The following is an 18,117-nucleotide window of genomic DNA, read 5'->3' as shown; positions in this document are numbered from 1 at the left end:
TATTCAATGGGTAACTTTACTTGGCTGTTTCTACAGGTAACACCATATAAACACCGCTGAATACAGCACCTACTTTACCATCAGGGTTACTAACCTCGACGTTCAGTTTTACTCGCGCCTTGCTACCTCGCGCTAAGCGATCAAGGTCACCGCTCATATTGGCTAAGTCCGCGGTTGCTGTCGGCCTACCGCTTACTGGCTTACCATAACGAATACTGGCATCGACTAACACAATATCACCACCAAGCTGGTGTTCTTGCATTAATAACCAAATCAGCCCCCATCCTGTTAGGGTAGCTAATGAAAATTGGCTGCCCGCAAATATCGTTTCATGAGGGTTTTGGTTGCCCGCTTCTGGCATGGTGGTAATAAAACGAGTCCCTGTGTATTGGTCGATTCGAACCCCCATTTTCTCACTCAATGGAATATACTTATACCAGGCTTGTTGTAACTCACCACACCAGTCTGGACGATGCAGAATTTGGTCCAATGTCTCAATGGGTTTGATCATCAAGTAATGGCGCACTGGCGTTTTTAGCTGCCCTGCTACTTGCCCGCGAGTTTCAAACCCCATTTTATTGAAAAATGGAACTGCTTCTTCACGAACGCTTGATACAATGCGTTTTACCCCTTCTTGCCGCGCAACAGACTCCAGCGCCATGATAATCAATTTACCGAGCCCTTTCCCCTGCATTGCCGGGTTAACGGCTAAGAAACGAATAGCGCCTTCGTTGTCAGCATTAATATACAAACGACCAATGGCAAGAATACGGTTTTTATCATCCACAACCATTTGATGGTGTGCAGTTAAATCATAACCATCTTTTTCTGAACCTAGGGGTTGATTAAACGGTTTTCGCAACATTTCCCAGCGAAAATGGTAATAAGTTGCAAATTCAATATCGTCTTTCGGTGTACGTAAATGGTACATCGCTTCCCCCTTTAAAAATGGGCTCACACTTGTAGCCAGAAGGTGACAGGGCCATCATTGGTTAAATTCACTTGCATGTCAGCGGCAAATTCACCCGTTTGTGTTTCAACCCCTTGTTGGCGACTTTGTTCAACAAAGTATTGATACAAGGTATCTGCTCTTTCAGGCTCTGCTCCCCCTGAAAAACTAGGCCGCATACCTTTTTTGGTATCAGCTGCTAAAGTAAATTGAGAGACCACCAGCAAGCTACCACCCGCTTGTTGAACATTGAGGTTCATTTTCCCTTGTTCATCACTAAAAATACGGTAGCCTAATACTTTTTCACACAAACGTTTAGCTTTCTGCTCATCATCATCTTTTTCAACACCAAGCAAAACCAGCAGCCCAGCATTTATTTGCCCTACTATTTTCTGATCAACAACCACACTCGCATGAGTGACTCTCTGGATTAATGCAATCATGATGACTCTTTACAAAAAGATGGAGCAACGTTAGCCGTTGCCCCACTATAAAATCAGGATGTTATTCAACTTCTGCACTAAAATCGTAAGTGCGGAAATATTCAGGGATGGTATCTTTATTCACAACATGAATACTACGAATACCAAGGGCTTCTGCGGCTTTTACATTTTCTTCGACATCATCAAAGAAAATAGCATCTGCGGCATCAAACTCTTCGGATTGCAGTACATATTTGTAAATTTCAGGATCAGGCTTACGCATGCCTAAGTCTTGGGACAGATATAAGAAGTCGGAGGAAGCTGCAATTTCTGGGTAGTGTGCTGGCCAATAGTCGAGATGTAGACGATTAGTATTCGATAAAACGACCACTCGGTGCCCTTGTTCACGTAGGCGTTCCATAATATCAATGACTTCCGGTCGTAACGAAATAAAAATAGCGTGCCAGCCTTCAGCAAAGTCTTCAAAGCTCAGTGTAATGTCCATTTCTTCACAAAGCAGCTCAGCAAACTCGATGTCTGAAATTTTTCCACACTCATGTAATTGAAAGATATTACCAAAAGTAAAACGTGATTTGATTTCTTCACTTGGTGTACCACTGAGTTCAGACCATTTATCAAATACACGATTAAAGTCGATATCAATAATCACATTACCCATATCGAAGATATACAGCATAAATTTTCCTCATTGTTATTCACTAAATTTACTTTAATCATTATTCGGGCAACTGAACAGCCCTAATTAGTGATAATTCACGTTATTTTGTCAATTAATCGATTGAGCAAATGACAAAGGAAACAGCCATAATCAACAATTCCATGATAAAAGGTAATCATATTATGATTTATCATGCTAAATAGCATTCTCATTATTACGACAATAAATACGAAATAACCGAGCCAAATGTTCTCCTGCAGGTGTTAATGTCGCGTCTCTGCGTTGTACTAATGCAAACGTGGCATAAGGCAGTTTTTCTTTTAAATCCAATGCGATATATCGTTGTTCGAATAAAGGCTCATCAATCGTATCCACAGAAACTATGGTAAGAAAATCACTTTGGGCAACCAAACTTAAACAGCCAATTAGCGTCTCACAAGTTACGCTAAACACCATGGGCCGTTCCATCATCGAAAAAACATCAGCAAGTTGCTTATAGTAGGTTCCTCTCGGCGTTGGCATTGTCCAATCGCAATCAGCGAGTTCACTCAATGACTTGGCATGGCACAAAGGATGGTCTTTGCGCATAATGACCTTGTACTCTTTTTGCATTAATTGTTCAAAACTGAACTCTGCATCTAAGCTGCCTGGGTAATAAGTGTTGATCGTGAAGTCGAGTTCCCCTTGCCGCAACTGTGTCAACATGGTTAATAATTGACCTTCCATAATGCGTAATTTGATATTTGGGTAGTCACGATGAAACTGCGTTACGACTTTTGGCATCAATGAACGAGCTATGCTCCCCGCCACCCCAATACTTACTGTTCCGCCAATCAAACCAATGCGTTGTAAAATTTCTTCTTGCCCTGCACGGAGTTCTTCAAGAATTAAACTGGCTCGACGTAAAAAGCCTTCGCCACACTCTGTTAAATAAATCCCCTGATTGCTTCGAATAAATAATTTTGCCCCCAAAATACTTTCTAATTCGCGAATCGATTTAGTTAATGCAGGTTGTGATAACTGTAAAAAGCGGCTTGCAGCACGAATACTACCATGCCGGCTAACCTCAACAAATGCTCTGAGCTGATTCAATTTTATTGGTGGAGCCATGCCCATACCCCGATAACTTTTAGTTATATAGCTAAAGATAATCGTATCTTTTTTATCCTAATTTGATTGTGTAGAGTCAGATAACCAAGAAACAAATAATTAACATTTGGAACATTAAAAGAATTTTTAAATATAAAAATAAAATTAACGTTCAAATAAGGTTGTTTTGAAATATTAAACAAAATTTTATTTCAATAAACATAACTTTCTCATCATTCAAAATAACAGAATTTATTTTTCTTGCGATAACTAAAAGAGATAAAAAATGGATACTGATTTAGATAACACTATCAATGAGATGGCCAAACAGTTGCAGGCATGGCGACGTGATTTTCACCAATATGCGGAATCTGGCTGGTTTGAATTCCGTACCGCAACCTTGGTAGCAGAAGAACTCAGCCAGCTCGGTTATCAATTACAACTCGGGCAAGAAGTGATCAAGGCTGACGCTCGAATGGGTCTTCCTGCACAATCAAAATTAGCAGAACAGGAAGAGAGAGCAATTAAACAAGGAGCTCTTACTCAGTGGCTTCCTCATTTCTCTGGCGGGTTTACAGGTATCGTCGCTACGCTAGATACCGGTCGCCCGGGCCCAACGCTGGCATTCCGTGTCGATATGGACGCCCTTGATTTAAATGAAGAACATACGTGCCAACACCGCCCGCATAATGAAGGTTTTGCATCTTGTAACCAACACATGATGCACGCCTGTGGCCATGATGGTCATACCGCTATTGGGTTAGGTCTCGCACATGTTCTCAAACAATATGAATCACGTCTTTCTGGTCGTATCAAAGTGATTTTCCAACCTGCTGAAGAAGGCACCCGTGGAGCCAAATCTATGATGGAGGCAGGGGTTGTTGATGATGTTGATTTCTTTGTGGCTATTCATATTGGAACGGGGGTCCCTAAAGGTGAAGTTGTTTGTGGTAGTAAAAACTTTTTAGCCACCACTAAATTTGATGTGGTTTACCAAGGAGTTGCTGCACATTCGGGGGCAAAACCAGAAGATGGGAAGAATGCCTTACTTGCCGCGACACATGCTACTTTAGGTTTGTATGGAATACCTCGCCATAGCGAAGGTAGTTCTAGAGTCAATGTCGGGGTTTTAAAAGCCGGTATTGGTCGTAATGTTATCCCTGATCATGCGCTATTAAAGGTTGAGACCCGAGGCGAAACGAATGAGATCAATGAGTTTGTCTACAAGAAAGCGTTAGATATCGTTAAAGGTGCAGCTCAAATGCAAGACGTGTCTGTAGATATCCAATTAATGGGAGCTGCACAAAGTAGCCATCCCAGCCCGCAATGGGTTGATTTTATTTGTCACTTAGCAAAAGAGTACCTGCCTGAATTCACCTCAGTCGTCAAAGACCGTGCACAAGCCGCTGGTTCTGAGGATGCGACCTACTTTATGGAGCGAGTTAAAACGCTTGGCGGCCAAGCAACTTACATGATTTTTGGTACTGAACTCAGTGCCGGACACCATAATGAACGCTTTGATTTTAATGAAGATGTCATGACAACTGCGGTCAAAACACTGTCCACAATTGCCTTTCATTTACCTGAATTCGGAGAGCAAAATGGATAATCAGTTTACCGCCTTTATTAGTGATTATATTGAAAAGCACCGTCAACAATTCACCAAACTCAGTGATGATATTTGGGATCACCCAGAAACGCGATTTGAAGAAACCTATTCCGCCAACCTACTCGCTGATTCCTTAGAGCAAGAAGGTTTTCACGTCGAAAGAGGTGTTGGCAATATTGAAACTGCTTTTATTGCCAGCTACGGTTCCGGCTCTCCAGTGATTGCGTTACTTGGTGAATTTGATGCCCTTGCCGGGTTAAGCCAGCATTCGGCTTGTTGTGAGCCTAACCCACTTATTGAAAATGGAAATGGCCACGGATGTGGGCATAACTTATTAGGTACGGCCGCGTTATCGGCAGCCTTTGCGGTTAAAGCATGGTTAGAAAGCAATAAATTATCAGGAACTGTACGTTTCTATGGCTGCCCTGGGGAAGAAGGGGGTTCTGGTAAGACATTTATGGTTAGGGAAGGTTTATTCGATGATATTGATGCAGCGATAACATGGCACCCTGAATCTTTCAGTGGTGTATTCAATGTACAATCCCTCGCCAATATTCAAACCGCATTTCGCTTCAAAGGGATTGCATCGCACGCGGCTAATTCACCTCACTTAGGGCGTAGTGCTTTAGATGCGGTTACATTAATGAATGTCGGTGTGCAGTTTTTACGAGAGCATATTATTCAAGAGGCCCGAGTTCACTACGCAGTGACCAACACAGGTGGCGCTTCGCCCAATGTCGTCCAAGCAGATGCTGAAGCACTTTACCTTGTGCGAGCACCACAACTCGACCAAGCGCAAGACATCTACCAACGCGTCATTAAGATAGCAGAAGGCGCAGCGCTTATGACAGGAACGCAACTAGAAATCCGTCTCGATAAAGCCTGCTCAAATTATGTCCCAAATCGGACATTAGAACATGCCATGTTCAACCATATTACGACATTTGGTATTCCTGAATATTCCAAGGAAGAGCGCGAATTTGCTCAGCAAATCCATAACACGCTAACCAAAGACGATATCCGCAATGCAAAACTGAATGCAGCACGTAGCGGCGGTGAAGAAGGAGAACGCTGGAGCGAGAGACAAGGTAATAAATCCCTCACCGATGAAGTTCTACCCTACGTTGAGTCGAAAGAATTGATGTATGGATCGACAGACGTAGGTGATGTCAGCTGGGTTGCCCCTACTGTTCAATGTTTTAGCCCATGCTTTGCCTTTGGAACCGCACTGCATACTTGGCAATTAGTCGCACAGGGGCGTACTTCAATTGCGCACAAAGGGATGTTACTTGCAGGCAAAATCATGGCCTCTAGTGCCCTTGAGTTGTTCTTGAAGCCCGATTTATTAGCACAAGCAAAAGCTGAGTTTACACAGCAAAGACAAATTACCCCTTATCAGTGTCCTATTCCCAAAGATATTAAGCCTTCAAAATTAAAATAAGTAGTTACTTAATACTGGCGGGGGTTACCCGCCCATAAGTCATAACAATAACAATGAAGATAGACACAAGGATATCCTATGAGCGACTCAACAACTGTGCACAAAAGCCCCGGGGCAATTTTTCGCTGGATAGAACGCGTGGGAAACAAAATCCCAAATCCATTTATTTTATTTGTTTATTTAATCGCCGTTCTGATGATTGCGACGGCAGTATTATCTTGGTTTGATTTATCCGTTAAAAACCCCGCCAATGATGAGATGGTCAGCGTCAAAAACTTATTAAGCGTGGAAGGATTGCAATGGATTTTACCTAATATCGTTAGAAATTTTAGTAGCTTTGCCCCACTTGGTGCCATTCTTGCGTTAGTTATCGGTGCAGGTTTAGCCGAAAAAGTCGGTTTACTCCAAGCCTTAATGTACAAAATGGCCTCAGGAATAAATAAGCGTTACGCCAGCTATATGGTGCTGTTTATCGCATTTTTCAGCCATATTTCTTCAGATGCTGCACTGGTTGTTATGCCACCATTAGGTGCTCTGATTTTTATTGCTGTAGGCCGCCATCCTGTTGCTGGCCTACTCGCGGCAATCGCAGGGGTCGCATCTGGTTTCACCGCCAATTTATTGATTGTTACTACTGATGTGCTGTTATCGGGGATCAGTACAGAAGCCGCCGCAATGATTGACCCAAATCTACATGTCAGCGTTATCGATAACTGGTACTTTATGGCAACATCCGTGATCGTGTTGACCATTGCAGGTGCGCTACTGACAGACAAATTTATAGAACCCCGCTTACCCGTATGGGAAGGCACGTCACATGACCGACTCGAAGAATTGACACCAATTCAAAACCGTGGGTTATTGATGAGTGGCTTGTCTGCATTAATCTTTATCGGTTTAGTTGCGCTCATGGTTGCCCCAGAAGGTGCACCACTGCGTGATCCGGTGACGGATACCGTAATCCCTTCGCCGTTTATCAAGGGTATCGTTCCTGTCATTATTATTTTCTTTTTCGTCGTTTCCATTACCTATGGTGTATCAACCAAACAAATCAAAAAGCCAAATGATATCCCAGACTTATTAGTTGACCCAATGAAGAGCATGGCAGGCTTCATTGTGATGGTTTTCCCATTGTCTCAGTTTGTGGCGTTCTTTAACTGGAGTAACATGGGAAAATTTATGGCAATTGGCTTAACCGATTTGCTTGAAAACCTTGGAATGACAGGAGTTCCTGCCTTTATCGGTTTAATGTTCTTATCGGCATTTTTGTGTATGTTTATCGCCAGTGGCTCGGCAATTTGGTCGATTCTTGCCCCCATATTTGTACCGATGTTTGTGTTACTGGGTTTTCACCCTGCCTTTGCACAAATCGTCTTTCGTATCGCAGACTCGGCCGTATTACCCTTAGCGCCTATGTCTCCTTTCCTACCTCTATTCTTAGGCTTTTTACAGCGCTATTACAAAAATGCTCAACTAGGAACTTATTACACCCTAATATTGCCATATCCCATTGTATTTTTTATTGTTTGGATGCTATTGCTTGTTGGTTGGTACTTTGCTGGGCTGCCGATTGGTCCAGGGGTTTACCCACAACTTAACCCATAAAAAAAGGCGCCTTATAGGCGCCTTTTCACTGTCTAATTTATCTAAAAATTAGTCTTCTTTAGAACGGCTTGCACGGCGGCGATCGTTCTCAGTCAGGTGACGTTTACGCAGACGGATAGACTGCGGAGTCACTTCAACTAACTCGTCATCATCAATGAACTCAAGTGCTTGTTCCAGAGTCATTTTAATTGGTGGTGACAGAGTTGTCGCTTCATCAGTACCTGACGCACGCATGTTAGTCAGTTTTTTACCTGTTAAGCAGTTAACTGTTAAGTCATTAGAACGTGAGTGAATACCGATAATTTGGCCTTCATACACTTCAGCACCGTGACCCAAGAACAGCTTACCACGGTCTTGCAGGCTGTACAGTGCGTAAGCAACCGCTTTACCTTGTCCGTTAGAGATCAGAACACCGTTTTGACGGCCACCGATTTCGCCTGGGCGAACATCATCGTAATGGCTAAACGTTGAGTACAGTAAACCCGTACCTGATGTCATTGTCATGAACTCAGTACGGAAGCCAATCAGACCACGGCTTGGAATGACGTAATCAAGACGTACACGGCCTTTACCGTCTGGCATCATGTCACGCAGATCACCTTTACGCTCACCTAACGCTTTCATGATGTCGCCTTGGTGCTGTTCTTCAACGTCTAACGTCACTTGCTCGAATGGCTCTTGTTTACGACCATCGATTTCACGAATGATAACTTTTGGACGAGATACCGCTAATTCGAAACCTTCACGACGCATGTTTTCAATCAGAACAGATAAGTGAAGCTCACCACGACCAGAAACGCGGAATGCGTCTGGATCTTGAGTTTCTTCAACACGCAGTGCAACGTTGTGGACCAGTTCTTTATTCAAGCGGTCAAGGATTTGACGTGAAGTGACGAATTTACCTTCTTTACCGCAGAATGGTGAGGTGTTAACACAGTAGAACATGCTAACAGTTGGCTCATCAACGGCTAACGCAGGCAGTGCTTCAACGCTACCGACTTGGCAAATGGTGTCAGAGATATTCAGTTCACCCAAACCGGTCAGAGCAACAATGTCCCCCGCTTCCGCTTGTTGTGAGTCAATACGCTCTAAACCTAAGTGAGTCAGAACCTTACCAATTTTACCGTTACGAGTTTTACCTTCGCTATCGATAACCGTTACTTGTTGGTTAGGCTTAACAACACCGCGCTTGATACGACCGATACCGATAACACCTAAATAGCTGTTGTAATCCAATTGCGAAACTTGCATTTGGAATGGACCGTCAACGTCAACGGCTGGAGGCGCAACGTGTTCCACGATAGCTTCGTACAGTGGAGTCATGTCTTCAGCCATATTTTCGTGGTCAAGACCAGCAATACCGTTTAATGCAGATGCATAAACGATAGGGAAATCGAGTTGCTCATCCGTTGCACCTAAGTTCACGAATAAGTCGAATACTTGGTCAACAACCCAATCAGGACGTGCGCCTGGGCGGTCAACTTTATTGATAACAACAATAGGGCGTAAACCGTGGTCGAACGCTTTTTGCGTTACGAAGCGAGTTTGTGGCATTGGGCCATCCATCGCATCAACAACCAGCAGTACACAGTCAACCATAGACATAACGCGCTCAACCTCACCACCGAAATCGGCGTGACCTGGGGTGTCTACGATATTGATATGATAACCATTCCATTGGATAGCGGTATTTTTAGCAAGGATAGTAATACCACGCTCTTTCTCCAAGTCATTGGAGTCCATAACACGCTCATCAACAGTTTCACGTTCACCGAACGTGCCTGATTGCTGCAATAATTTACCAACCAGTGTGGTCTTGCCATGGTCAACGTGAGCGATGATGGCGATGTTTCTTAAATTTTGAATTGACAAGGATTTTTACCGTTTAATTGACAGGAAAGGAATATGCTTACTGAGCTGTTATTCACACCCAAAGCATACTTTCTACGTTAATTTGCTGTTATTTTACACGTTTTTCCGCACAAGTGGAATAAATGTGAAACCCATCACTGTATAAAAAGTTTTTAGCGAAAAAACATTCAGTTGCGTAACAGTGCCAGATTCCCTCACAAAATAATGAGCATCATCTCTGCGAAACCACGAAGTGACAGAATAATACGCTAAAAACTTAATATTAGCAGCCCAAAAAAAGAACAAAAAATAGACTTTCTTTCTTAACTGCCAGTTTAAATATCTTTTTACGTTATTTAGATATATCTAAATTGACTAATTAGATATATCTAAATATAGTAAAACCAGAAAACAAATTCGATATATCTAAAGTTACAAACTAAGGAGTAACTATATGCTAATTAAATCTTGTCGTCATGTATATTATGCACGCCATGATGAAAATCAACATGGCCATCGCGGTGGATGTTGCCACAATGAAGGCCGTCATAGTCACGAACATTGCAGCCACGGAGATGACTACTATGGTGATGACCGCCATGGGTACAGTGAACACTGCCACGGTGAAGGCCGTCATGGTCGTGGGCACGGTGAACGCTGCCACGGTGAAGGCCGTCATGGACATGGACACGGTGAACGCTGCCACGGCGAAGGCCGTCATGGCCGTGGACATGGTGATGACCGCCAAAGAGGCCGTGGAAGAGGCAAAGGCCTACGTCGTTTATTTGATCATGGCGATCTTCATATTATGGTACTTTCGTTAGTCGCTAAAAAACCAAGCTATGGCTACGAAATTATCAAAGATATTCAAGAAGCCTCAAATGGCTTGTATGTGCCTAGCCCAGGTGTTATTTATCCCACTCTAACACTGTTAGAAGAACAAGGCTTCTTAGAGTCTCAGATTGTTGAGCGCAATCGCAAAAGTTTTACGATTACGTCTGAAGGCTCTGCCCATCTAGCTCAAAATAAAGAAATTGAAGCAGTTATTGCTCGCAAACTGGCAAAAGCGCGTGATATGCAACAAGGCAGTAATTTAGCCGAAGACATTGAAATGGCAGTCAGTCGTTTTAAAGCTTTATTACGTCACAAAATGGTTTTAAAACAACTAAACGAAGAGCAGACGCGCCAAATTGCCTCCATCATCAATGATGCAGTGAAACAAATAGAAGAAGTGAATACATTACTCACCAATAGTGATGATGAATAATGTAAGAGGCCCATATTCTTTGTTATATGGGCCTTCTTTATATATACGAATCCTACTCCTCTCGCACATTAGAATAAACAACATGAAATTTTCTGTTTATGATATATACTATAAAAAATTTAGCCTTTGAAATGATAATAACATTTATGAACAATTCAAAAAAAATTTTTTTTGTTTCATCTATCGCAATTATAACGGGACTATCGCTCATTAGTTGCAAAATTAAAAGCGATAACATTTTATCTTACTCTACAAATAATTCATCTTTTCAATTAGATAAAGAGTGTATCGAATCATATCAGGATGAATCAAAAAATAATGAACATACTGTTTTTATAACGCTTAGTAATACAAATAATTGCCGACCTAAATTATATGATTTTCTAACAAAAAATAAAAATGAAAAAATGAATGTTTATTTTAACAACGTTCTTATTCAAAAAGACATTCATTTAGGAAACATCCATTCATTAGATGATGGTTTTTATCAAAATCTAAATAATCAATCTAATTTAGATTTATTTAAATCTTTAATGAATAATTAAAGTTAGCATGAAGCAACTTTTATATTTAGTACCTGACCTCTATCGTCAGCCCGACTGAATGGCTCTTAAACCTAATTCGGTCTTGTCCTGCCCCATTATTTCCATTAATTTTATATGAGCCAGGCCCCATAGTGTGAATGGTTCTATCACCTGAATTGGTTACATATTGTATTTCAGCATCAAATGTTGATTGCAGACTTGATACTGCATTAAATGAAACAGTATAAGCGCTATTCCCTACGTGCGTATGGAGATTAACCCACGGTCCCCATACTAGTGGTGGAGCCCAACCTTGAGATCTTGCCATATATTTATTCCCCCATTAACTATGTCGTCACTTTTTCACATGAGTATTATGTAAAGTGCAAAAAATATATTTAGATTCAACACTAAATGTTGCTCAAATATATCTTTATTAATACTGACATAAGCAAAGAACATAAAATATTACATTTATTATGAATGCATGACATAAATGATCCGCGTTTAAGTTAGCACCAAAATAGTGCAACCACCCAACAAGAAGCACCAAAACAGTGCAATTCATGCCTATTTTTAACTCAATCGATTGACATTCCTTCGTAACAATCAGTATTTGCTATAATTAAAAAGTTGGCACGCTTTTCGCTTATCTATTTATAGAGCGCGTACTAACCACTTTTATATGACTAGCACGCCAGACAAACAACAGACACACCCTCAAAAATAGCTTGTGATTTGTTGATTAGACCCGACCAGGAGAGCCGAGATGTCCGCTGAACATGTTTTATCGTTAATTAAAGAGCACAATGTTAGATTTATTGATCTGCGTTTTACCGACACTAAAGGTAAAGAGCAACACATCACTATCCCTGCTCATCAAGTTGACGAAGACTTCTTTGAAGAAGGCCAGATGTTTGATGGTTCATCTATTGGTGGCTGGAAAGGCATCAATGAGTCAGACATGGTATTAATGCCTGACGCTTCTACCGCGATGTTAGACCCGTTCTTTGCCGATATCACGTTGATTATACGCTGCGATATTTTAGAACCGGGCACAATGCAAGGTTATGACAGAGACCCACGTTCAATTTCAAAACGTGCAGAAGATTTCCTGCGCTCTAGCGGGATTGCCGATATCGTCCTGTTTGGACCAGAACCTGAATTTTTCGTTTTTGATGACATTCGTTTTGGCAACAACATGCATGGTAGCTACTACCATATCGATGATATCGAAGCTGCATGGAATACAGGAACCAAATACGAAGGTGGTAATAAAGGCCATCGCCCCGGTGTAAAAGGCGGTTATTTTCCAGTTCCACCGGTTGATTCATCGCAAGACTTGCGTTCAGCCATGTGTACCACAATGGAAGAGATGGGCTTAGTTGTTGAAGCTCACCACCATGAAGTAGCGACCGCAGGCCAAAACGAAGTGGCTACCCGCTTTAATACCATGACCAAAAAAGCGGATGAAACCCAGATTTATAAATATGTCGTTCACAATGTTGCCCATGCATACGGCAAAACAGCGACCTTTATGCCAAAACCTTTAGTGGGTGATAATGGTTCTGGTATGCACTGCCATATGTCTTTATCTAAAGGCGGTGTTAACCTGTTCGCTGGTGACAAATACGGCGGTTTATCAGAAATGGCGCTGTACTACATCGGCGGTATTATTAAGCATGCTCGTGCGCTGAACGCATTCACTAACCCAACCACTAACTCATACAAACGTTTAGTTCCGGGCTTTGAAGCGCCAGTCATGTTGGCATACTCTGCACGTAACCGCTCTGCTTCGATTCGTATTCCAGTGGTTGCGAGTACGAAAGCACGCCGTATTGAAGTTCGCTTCCCAGACCCTGCAGCTAACCCATATTTGGCATTCGCAGCCCAGTTAATGGCGGGTCTTGATGGCATCATCAATAAAATCCACCCTGGCGATGCGATGGACAAAAACTTATACGACTTACCACCGGAAGAAGCAAAAGAAATCCCAACAGTTTCAGGTTCTTTAGATGAAGCGTTAGCCGAATTAGATAAAGACCGTGAATTCTTAACCCGTGGTGGTGTATTCACTAATGATGCTATCGATGCGTATATCGAATTAACCCGTGCCGACATCCAACGTGTTCGTATGGCACCACACCCTCTCGAATTTGAAATGTACTACAGTGTGTAACACGCCGTTCCACTGTTAGTCTTTGTTGCCGTGAAGCACTTGCCCCATCTTTCGATGGGGCCTTTTATCTCTAAGGCACTTACGCAACAAAAATCAAATATCGGTTGTTTGGTCTATCAGGTATAATGCACCAAAATAGTGCAGGAGCAACATTACATGAAAACCGAACACTTGCCAGCACCGGAACATATTCTCGACTCTCTCATTAATAGCGTGCTAATTTTGGATTACGACTTGGTTATCCATTACGCCAACCATGCTGCACTCCAGATCTTAACCCAAAGCCAGCGCAAGCTATACGGGACACCTCTGCCACTGTTATTTAGCTACTGTTCACTCAATGATGAACTGATGCTCAATAGCCTAAAAGAAGGCCATAGCTTTACCGAAAATGAAGTCACTTTAGTGTTTAACAACCATTCTCATGTGATGTCGTGCAGCGCCCAGCCTTTTTCAGAACAATTTATTTTAGTTGAGCTTTCACAATTAGATAGCCAGCGACGTTTGAGTCAAGAACTCGCACAAAATGCCCAGCAGCTCGCTGCCCGTGAACTGATCCGTGGGCTTGCTCATGAAATTAAAAACCCACTCGGTGGTTTGCGAGGCGCTGCACAACTGCTCTCTAAAGCGCTACCTGACCCACAATTAAATGAATATACTCAAGTGATTATCGAACAGGCCGACCGCCTGCGAGCATTGGTTGATAGGCTACTTGGGCCACAATATCCGGGGCCAAAAACACAACAAAGTATTCATCATATTATGGAAAACGTAACGCGGTTAGTGTCATTAGAAAAACCTGATAATGTAACACTAATTCGTGATTATGACCCAAGCTTGCCTGAATTAGAGTATTACCCAGACCAAATCGAGCAAGTGCTTCTAAATATCACCCGAAACGCCTTACAAGCCCTCGCCGAAACGGGAGGTTATATCACTTTGCGTACACGAACAGCTTTTCAAGTCACACTGCAAGGTGAACGTTATAGATTAGCTGCACGTATTGATATTGAAGATAACGGCCCCGGTATTCCATTGGCAATTCAGGATACGTTGTTCTATCCCATGGTCAGCGGACGACCTGATGGTACAGGGCTTGGCCTATCGATTGCTCGCAGTTTAGTTGACCAACACGCAGGAAAAATCGAATTTACCAGTTGGCCGGGTCACACTGAGTTTTCCATTTATCTACCAATTAAGAAATAGGAGATAACCATGACGCAGGGAAAAATTTGGGTGGTTGATGATGATAGCTCCATCCGTTGGGTACTTGAGCGCGCATTAAATAACGCTAACTTTGCTTGTACCTGCTTTGATAGTGCGAATGCCGTGCTCAGCGCATTAGAAAACTCACTCCCTGATGTGTTGTTATCGGATATCCGTATGCCAGGCAAAAATGGTATTGAGCTACTAAATGCCATTAAACAATCGCACCCCCTTTTACCGATTATTATCATGACCGCACACTCTGACCTTGATGCTGCCGTGAATGCCTACCAATCAGGTGCTTTTGATTACTTACCAAAACCTTTCGATATTGATGAAACCGTTGCCTTGGTTGAACGCGCTCTAAATCATAGCCGTGAACAAAACCATGCAGGCCGTGAAGCTAAACCAGCCCCCCCCGTTGTTTCTTCGACAATGATCGGTGAAGCACCAGCAATGCAAGAGGTTTATCGCATTATTGGCCGTTTATCACGTTCATCAATTAGTGTGCTTATTAATGGTGAATCAGGCACCGGGAAAGAGCTGGTTGCCCATGCGTTACATCAGCACAGCCCTCGCGCCGATGCCCCTTTTATTGCACTAAATATGGCCGCCATTCCCAAAGACTTAATTGAATCTGAGCTATTTGGTCACGAAAAAGGCGCTTTCACCGGCGCGAACCAAGTACGCCAAGGCCGATTCGAACAAGCTAACCATGGCTCGTTATTTTTAGATGAAATCGGCGATATGCCCCTTGATGTCCAAACTCGCTTGTTACGTGTTCTGGCGGAAGGCCAATTCTATCGTATTGGCGGTTATACCCCAGTCAATGTGGATGTGCGGATTATTGCCGCAACCCACCAAGACCTCGAAAAACGGGTTAAAGAAGGTTTATTTCGCGAAGACTTATTTCATCGGTTAAATGTTATTCGAGTGCAATTACCGCCATTACGTGAACGCATTGAGGATATCCCACGTCTCGCCGACTACTTTTTACAAAATACGGCAAAAGAACTTGGTGTCGAGGCTAAGGTTCTCCACCCTGATAGCAAAAAAATTCTTCAACGCTATTATTGGTCAGGTAACGTTCGACAATTAGAAAATGTCTGCCGTTGGCTAACGGTGATGGCGGCAAGCCAAGAAATTTTACCGCAAGATTTACCTGATGATTTGCTTGAAGAGCGTCCACAACAAAATACAGTGGTAAAATCATCGCAAGCCGATGCCATGCCAACACAATCATTGTCATCACGCAATCCGAGTTCTGCGGCTCAGTGGTTTGAATTACTGGAAGAGTGGACCGATAACGCGTTAATAGAGGGCAAAGAAGACCTCTTTGCACAGACTATTCCCTTACTCGAACGTACAATGTTAAATTGCGCGTTGAAATACACCAATGGCCACAAACAAGAAGCCGCCCGTTTATTAGGATGGGGAAGAAACACGTTAACTCGAAAATTAAAAGAGCTAGGAATTGAATAACCCCCCAAACTTACTATCCTATTAAGATAGGCATGACTTAATTTATTATTTCATGCTTATCTTAATATTCAATAACGCCATACCAATCCACATCAAAAAAAGATATTAAAACGTTAAATAAATCACCATTAATGATGATTGGTTTCGGATGATACCTTTACTATAATACATTTTAGACTGTTTTTTGTTTTAAAATGAAATATTTAAAATGCAGCAATAATATTAAACTCCATCAAAACACATTATGAGTTAAACAATAACAAAAAGAACCAATTTAAAACTAATTTAACTATTTAATCTTTATTTTTATTTGCAATAAAAACTCCATACTTAAAAAGTAAACACTTCTTAAAATATCCATAAAAAACTCCCAACTTATAATGTGAATACCAAATATAATATATAAAAATAGCATCAAACAAGGACGTTAAACCTAAATTACTCTCATATTGTTTATTTTTGAAATAAAAGCCAAAATACTCACCAGTTGAGTTATTGGATATTTTTAATAGCTCAATCTCATCATATAAATATCCTCTTGGAGAGTAACAAATGAAAAAGAATGTCTTTGCCTATTTAATTGCGGCATCGTCTGTTTTTGTAATTAATAATGCATTAGCTGCTGATGGAACTATCGATTTTACCGGTGAAATTACCGACCAAGCGTGTGAGCTTGCAACTGGTTCCGATGCATTTACCGTAAACTTAGGGAAAATCTCTAAAACGGCATTACCTGGTACGGGTAGCACGGCAGCAGCGACCAAATTTACTATCAAATTAGAAAACTGCCCGCAAACCGTGACTAGCGCAACGGTTAAATTTGATGCCACTAGTTATGCAGGTGACAGTAGTGTACTCCAGTTAACCGACCCTACTGCATCGACAACAGCACAGAACGTTGGTATTCAAATTCAGGACGCCACAGGAACAACCGTTCCGCTATATACAGAATCTAGCGCGTATGCATTAAAAGAAAAGACAGTAAATAATTTAGATTTTACTGCTCGTTATATTGCAATGTCTGATAGCGTTGGCGTTGGTCAAGCTAACTCAACTGCAACCTTCACTATCAATTATAACTAATTGGCTTTTAGGGTTTAAATGGATTTAAACCTTATTCCTCTATTCAATGGTATTAATATGAAACGCTTAGTTTATTTTTTTATTTCTTCATTTTTATTAATTAATTTAGCCCATGCAGGCGTTATTATTGGCGGCACCCGTGTTATTTATCATGAGGGAAATAAGGATGTCAGTATTAGTGTCGAAAACCCTGATAAAATTCCTTACTTAATTCAATCATGGATTGATGGTATTGATGAAAATAAGCAATCTACATTTACCATTACACCACCATTATTTAGATTAAACGCAGATAAAACCAATGCGTTAAGAATATTTTTAACCGAGAATACCTTACCAACAGATAAAGAATCATTATTTTGGCTTAATATAAAAACGATCCCAGCAACAGAGCGAACAGAAAATTCATTACAAATTGCCTTTAAAACACAAATGAAATTAATTTATCGCCCTTCTGCAATTAAAAATGTTAATTTTATTGAAGAGCAAAAGAAATTAACTTGGTCAAAAACAGGCAATAGGATTACGGTAAAAAACCCGACGCCATATTTTATGAATTTCCAAAGTATTACCTTTAACGGTAAAAAGGCGAATGACGTCTCTTATGCGGCACCGTTTTCCAGCACTTCTTTTGAAATTAACGATGCCGCCACTCATGGCACGGTGAAATGGGAAGTCATTAATGACTACGGCTCCGCATCTGAACTGGCTGAAGCGAAAATATAGCCCAA

The 18,117-nt window shown here is 41.7% G+C and carries 16 protein-coding genes; 10 read left to right on the top strand and 6 right to left on the bottom strand.

Annotated features, from left to right (window positions below; translation table 11 throughout):
- Nucleotides 1–16: 16 nt before the first annotated feature.
- From fabY to PSF28_RS12740, 4 genes are all read right to left on the bottom strand, one after another.
- On the bottom strand, nucleotides 17–931 hold the full coding sequence (gene fabY, locus PSF28_RS12755) for a fatty acid biosynthesis protein FabY (RefSeq protein ID WP_210837942.1): 915 nt from the start codon (nucleotides 929–931) through the stop codon (nucleotides 17–19).
- Nucleotides 932–954: 23 nt separating this feature from the next.
- Nucleotides 955–1,392 (bottom strand): D-aminoacyl-tRNA deacylase, encoded by a 438-nt coding sequence (gene dtd / locus PSF28_RS12750; RefSeq protein ID WP_004266092.1) that lies wholly within the window; start codon nucleotides 1,390–1,392, stop codon nucleotides 955–957.
- Between the two features lie 61 nt (nucleotides 1,393–1,453).
- A complete protein-coding gene (gene yihX / locus PSF28_RS12745) occupies nucleotides 1,454–2,068 on the bottom strand; it encodes a glucose-1-phosphatase (RefSeq protein ID WP_210837940.1) in 615 nt (204 codons plus the stop codon).
- A 177-nt stretch (nucleotides 2,069–2,245) separates the two neighbouring features.
- Complete coding sequence (locus tag PSF28_RS12740) at nucleotides 2,246–3,160, bottom strand: LysR family transcriptional regulator (RefSeq protein WP_210837939.1); 915 nt, start codon at nucleotides 3,158–3,160, stop codon at nucleotides 2,246–2,248.
- Between the two features lie 265 nt (nucleotides 3,161–3,425).
- Here PSF28_RS12740 and PSF28_RS12735 point away from each other — a divergent pair, with 265 nt between their 5' ends.
- The 3 genes from PSF28_RS12735 to abgT all read left to right on the top strand — a co-directional run bounded on the left by PSF28_RS12735 (nucleotide 3,426) and on the right by abgT (nucleotide 7,794).
- Complete coding sequence (locus PSF28_RS12735) at nucleotides 3,426–4,748, top strand: M20 family metallo-hydrolase (RefSeq protein WP_210837937.1); 1,323 nt, start codon at nucleotides 3,426–3,428, stop codon at nucleotides 4,746–4,748.
- Complete coding sequence (locus PSF28_RS12730; RefSeq protein WP_272685159.1) at nucleotides 4,741–6,189, top strand: M20 family metallopeptidase; 1,449 nt, start codon at nucleotides 4,741–4,743, stop codon at nucleotides 6,187–6,189. Before PSF28_RS12735 ends, PSF28_RS12730 begins: the two co-directional genes overlap by 8 nt.
- A gap of 78 nt (nucleotides 6,190–6,267) precedes the next feature.
- Nucleotides 6,268–7,794, top strand: coding sequence for a p-aminobenzoyl-glutamate transporter (gene abgT / locus PSF28_RS12725; protein ID WP_272666045.1), 1,527 nt, complete (start codon nucleotides 6,268–6,270; stop codon nucleotides 7,792–7,794).
- Nucleotides 7,795–7,842: 48 nt separating this feature from the next.
- On the opposite strand, the gene typA is transcribed toward abgT, so the two are convergent.
- A complete protein-coding gene (typA, locus tag PSF28_RS12720) occupies nucleotides 7,843–9,666 on the bottom strand; it encodes a ribosome-dependent GTPase TypA (RefSeq protein ID WP_210837931.1) in 1,824 nt (607 codons plus the stop codon).
- A gap of 433 nt (nucleotides 9,667–10,099) precedes the next feature.
- Between typA and PSF28_RS12715 the strand changes: the two genes are divergently transcribed.
- Nucleotides 10,100–10,912 carry a PadR family transcriptional regulator gene (locus PSF28_RS12715; protein ID WP_247605373.1) on the top strand — a complete coding sequence of 271 codons (813 nt, stop codon included), beginning with the start codon at nucleotides 10,100–10,102 and terminating at the stop codon, nucleotides 10,910–10,912.
- Nucleotides 10,913–11,058: 146 nt separating this feature from the next.
- A complete protein-coding gene (locus PSF28_RS12710; protein WP_272685158.1) occupies nucleotides 11,059–11,457 on the top strand; it encodes a hypothetical protein in 399 nt (132 codons plus the stop codon).
- A 25-nt stretch (nucleotides 11,458–11,482) separates the two neighbouring features.
- On the opposite strand, the gene PSF28_RS12705 is transcribed toward PSF28_RS12710, so the two are convergent.
- Nucleotides 11,483–11,764, bottom strand: coding sequence for a colicin Z C-terminal domain-related protein (locus PSF28_RS12705; protein WP_210839999.1), 282 nt, complete (start codon nucleotides 11,762–11,764; stop codon nucleotides 11,483–11,485).
- Between the two features lie 441 nt (nucleotides 11,765–12,205).
- Between PSF28_RS12705 and glnA the strand changes: the two genes are divergently transcribed.
- The 5 genes from glnA to PSF28_RS12680 all read left to right on the top strand — a co-directional run bounded on the left by glnA (nucleotide 12,206) and on the right by PSF28_RS12680 (nucleotide 18,112).
- Nucleotides 12,206–13,615: a glutamate--ammonia ligase gene (glnA, locus tag PSF28_RS12700; protein WP_210839998.1), complete on the top strand. Its 1,410-nt coding sequence runs from the start codon at nucleotides 12,206–12,208 to the stop codon at nucleotides 13,613–13,615.
- Between the two features lie 156 nt (nucleotides 13,616–13,771).
- Entirely contained in the window at nucleotides 13,772–14,821 is a 1,050-nt protein-coding gene (gene glnL, locus PSF28_RS12695; protein WP_115166389.1) for a nitrogen regulation protein NR(II), read from the top strand.
- 9 nt (nucleotides 14,822–14,830) lie between these two features.
- Nucleotides 14,831–16,303 carry a nitrogen regulation protein NR(I) gene (gene glnG / locus PSF28_RS12690; protein WP_210839997.1) on the top strand — a complete coding sequence of 491 codons (1,473 nt, stop codon included), beginning with the start codon at nucleotides 14,831–14,833 and terminating at the stop codon, nucleotides 16,301–16,303.
- Nucleotides 16,304–16,855: 552 nt separating this feature from the next.
- Complete coding sequence (locus PSF28_RS12685; protein ID WP_210839996.1) at nucleotides 16,856–17,386, top strand: fimbrial protein; 531 nt, start codon at nucleotides 16,856–16,858, stop codon at nucleotides 17,384–17,386.
- A 57-nt stretch (nucleotides 17,387–17,443) separates the two neighbouring features.
- Nucleotides 17,444–18,112: a fimbrial biogenesis chaperone gene (locus PSF28_RS12680; RefSeq protein ID WP_210839995.1), complete on the top strand. Its 669-nt coding sequence runs from the start codon at nucleotides 17,444–17,446 to the stop codon at nucleotides 18,110–18,112.
- The last annotated feature ends 5 nt before the right edge of the window (nucleotides 18,113–18,117 follow it).

Origin of the sequence: Providencia sp. PROV130 (genome assembly GCF_028482225.1) — a bacterium.
Taxonomy (GTDB): Bacteria; Pseudomonadota; Gammaproteobacteria; order Enterobacterales; family Enterobacteriaceae; genus Providencia; species Providencia rettgeri.
The sequence above is the reverse complement of the archived record's forward strand: the minus strand, read 5'-3'. Positions and strand labels throughout refer to the sequence as shown.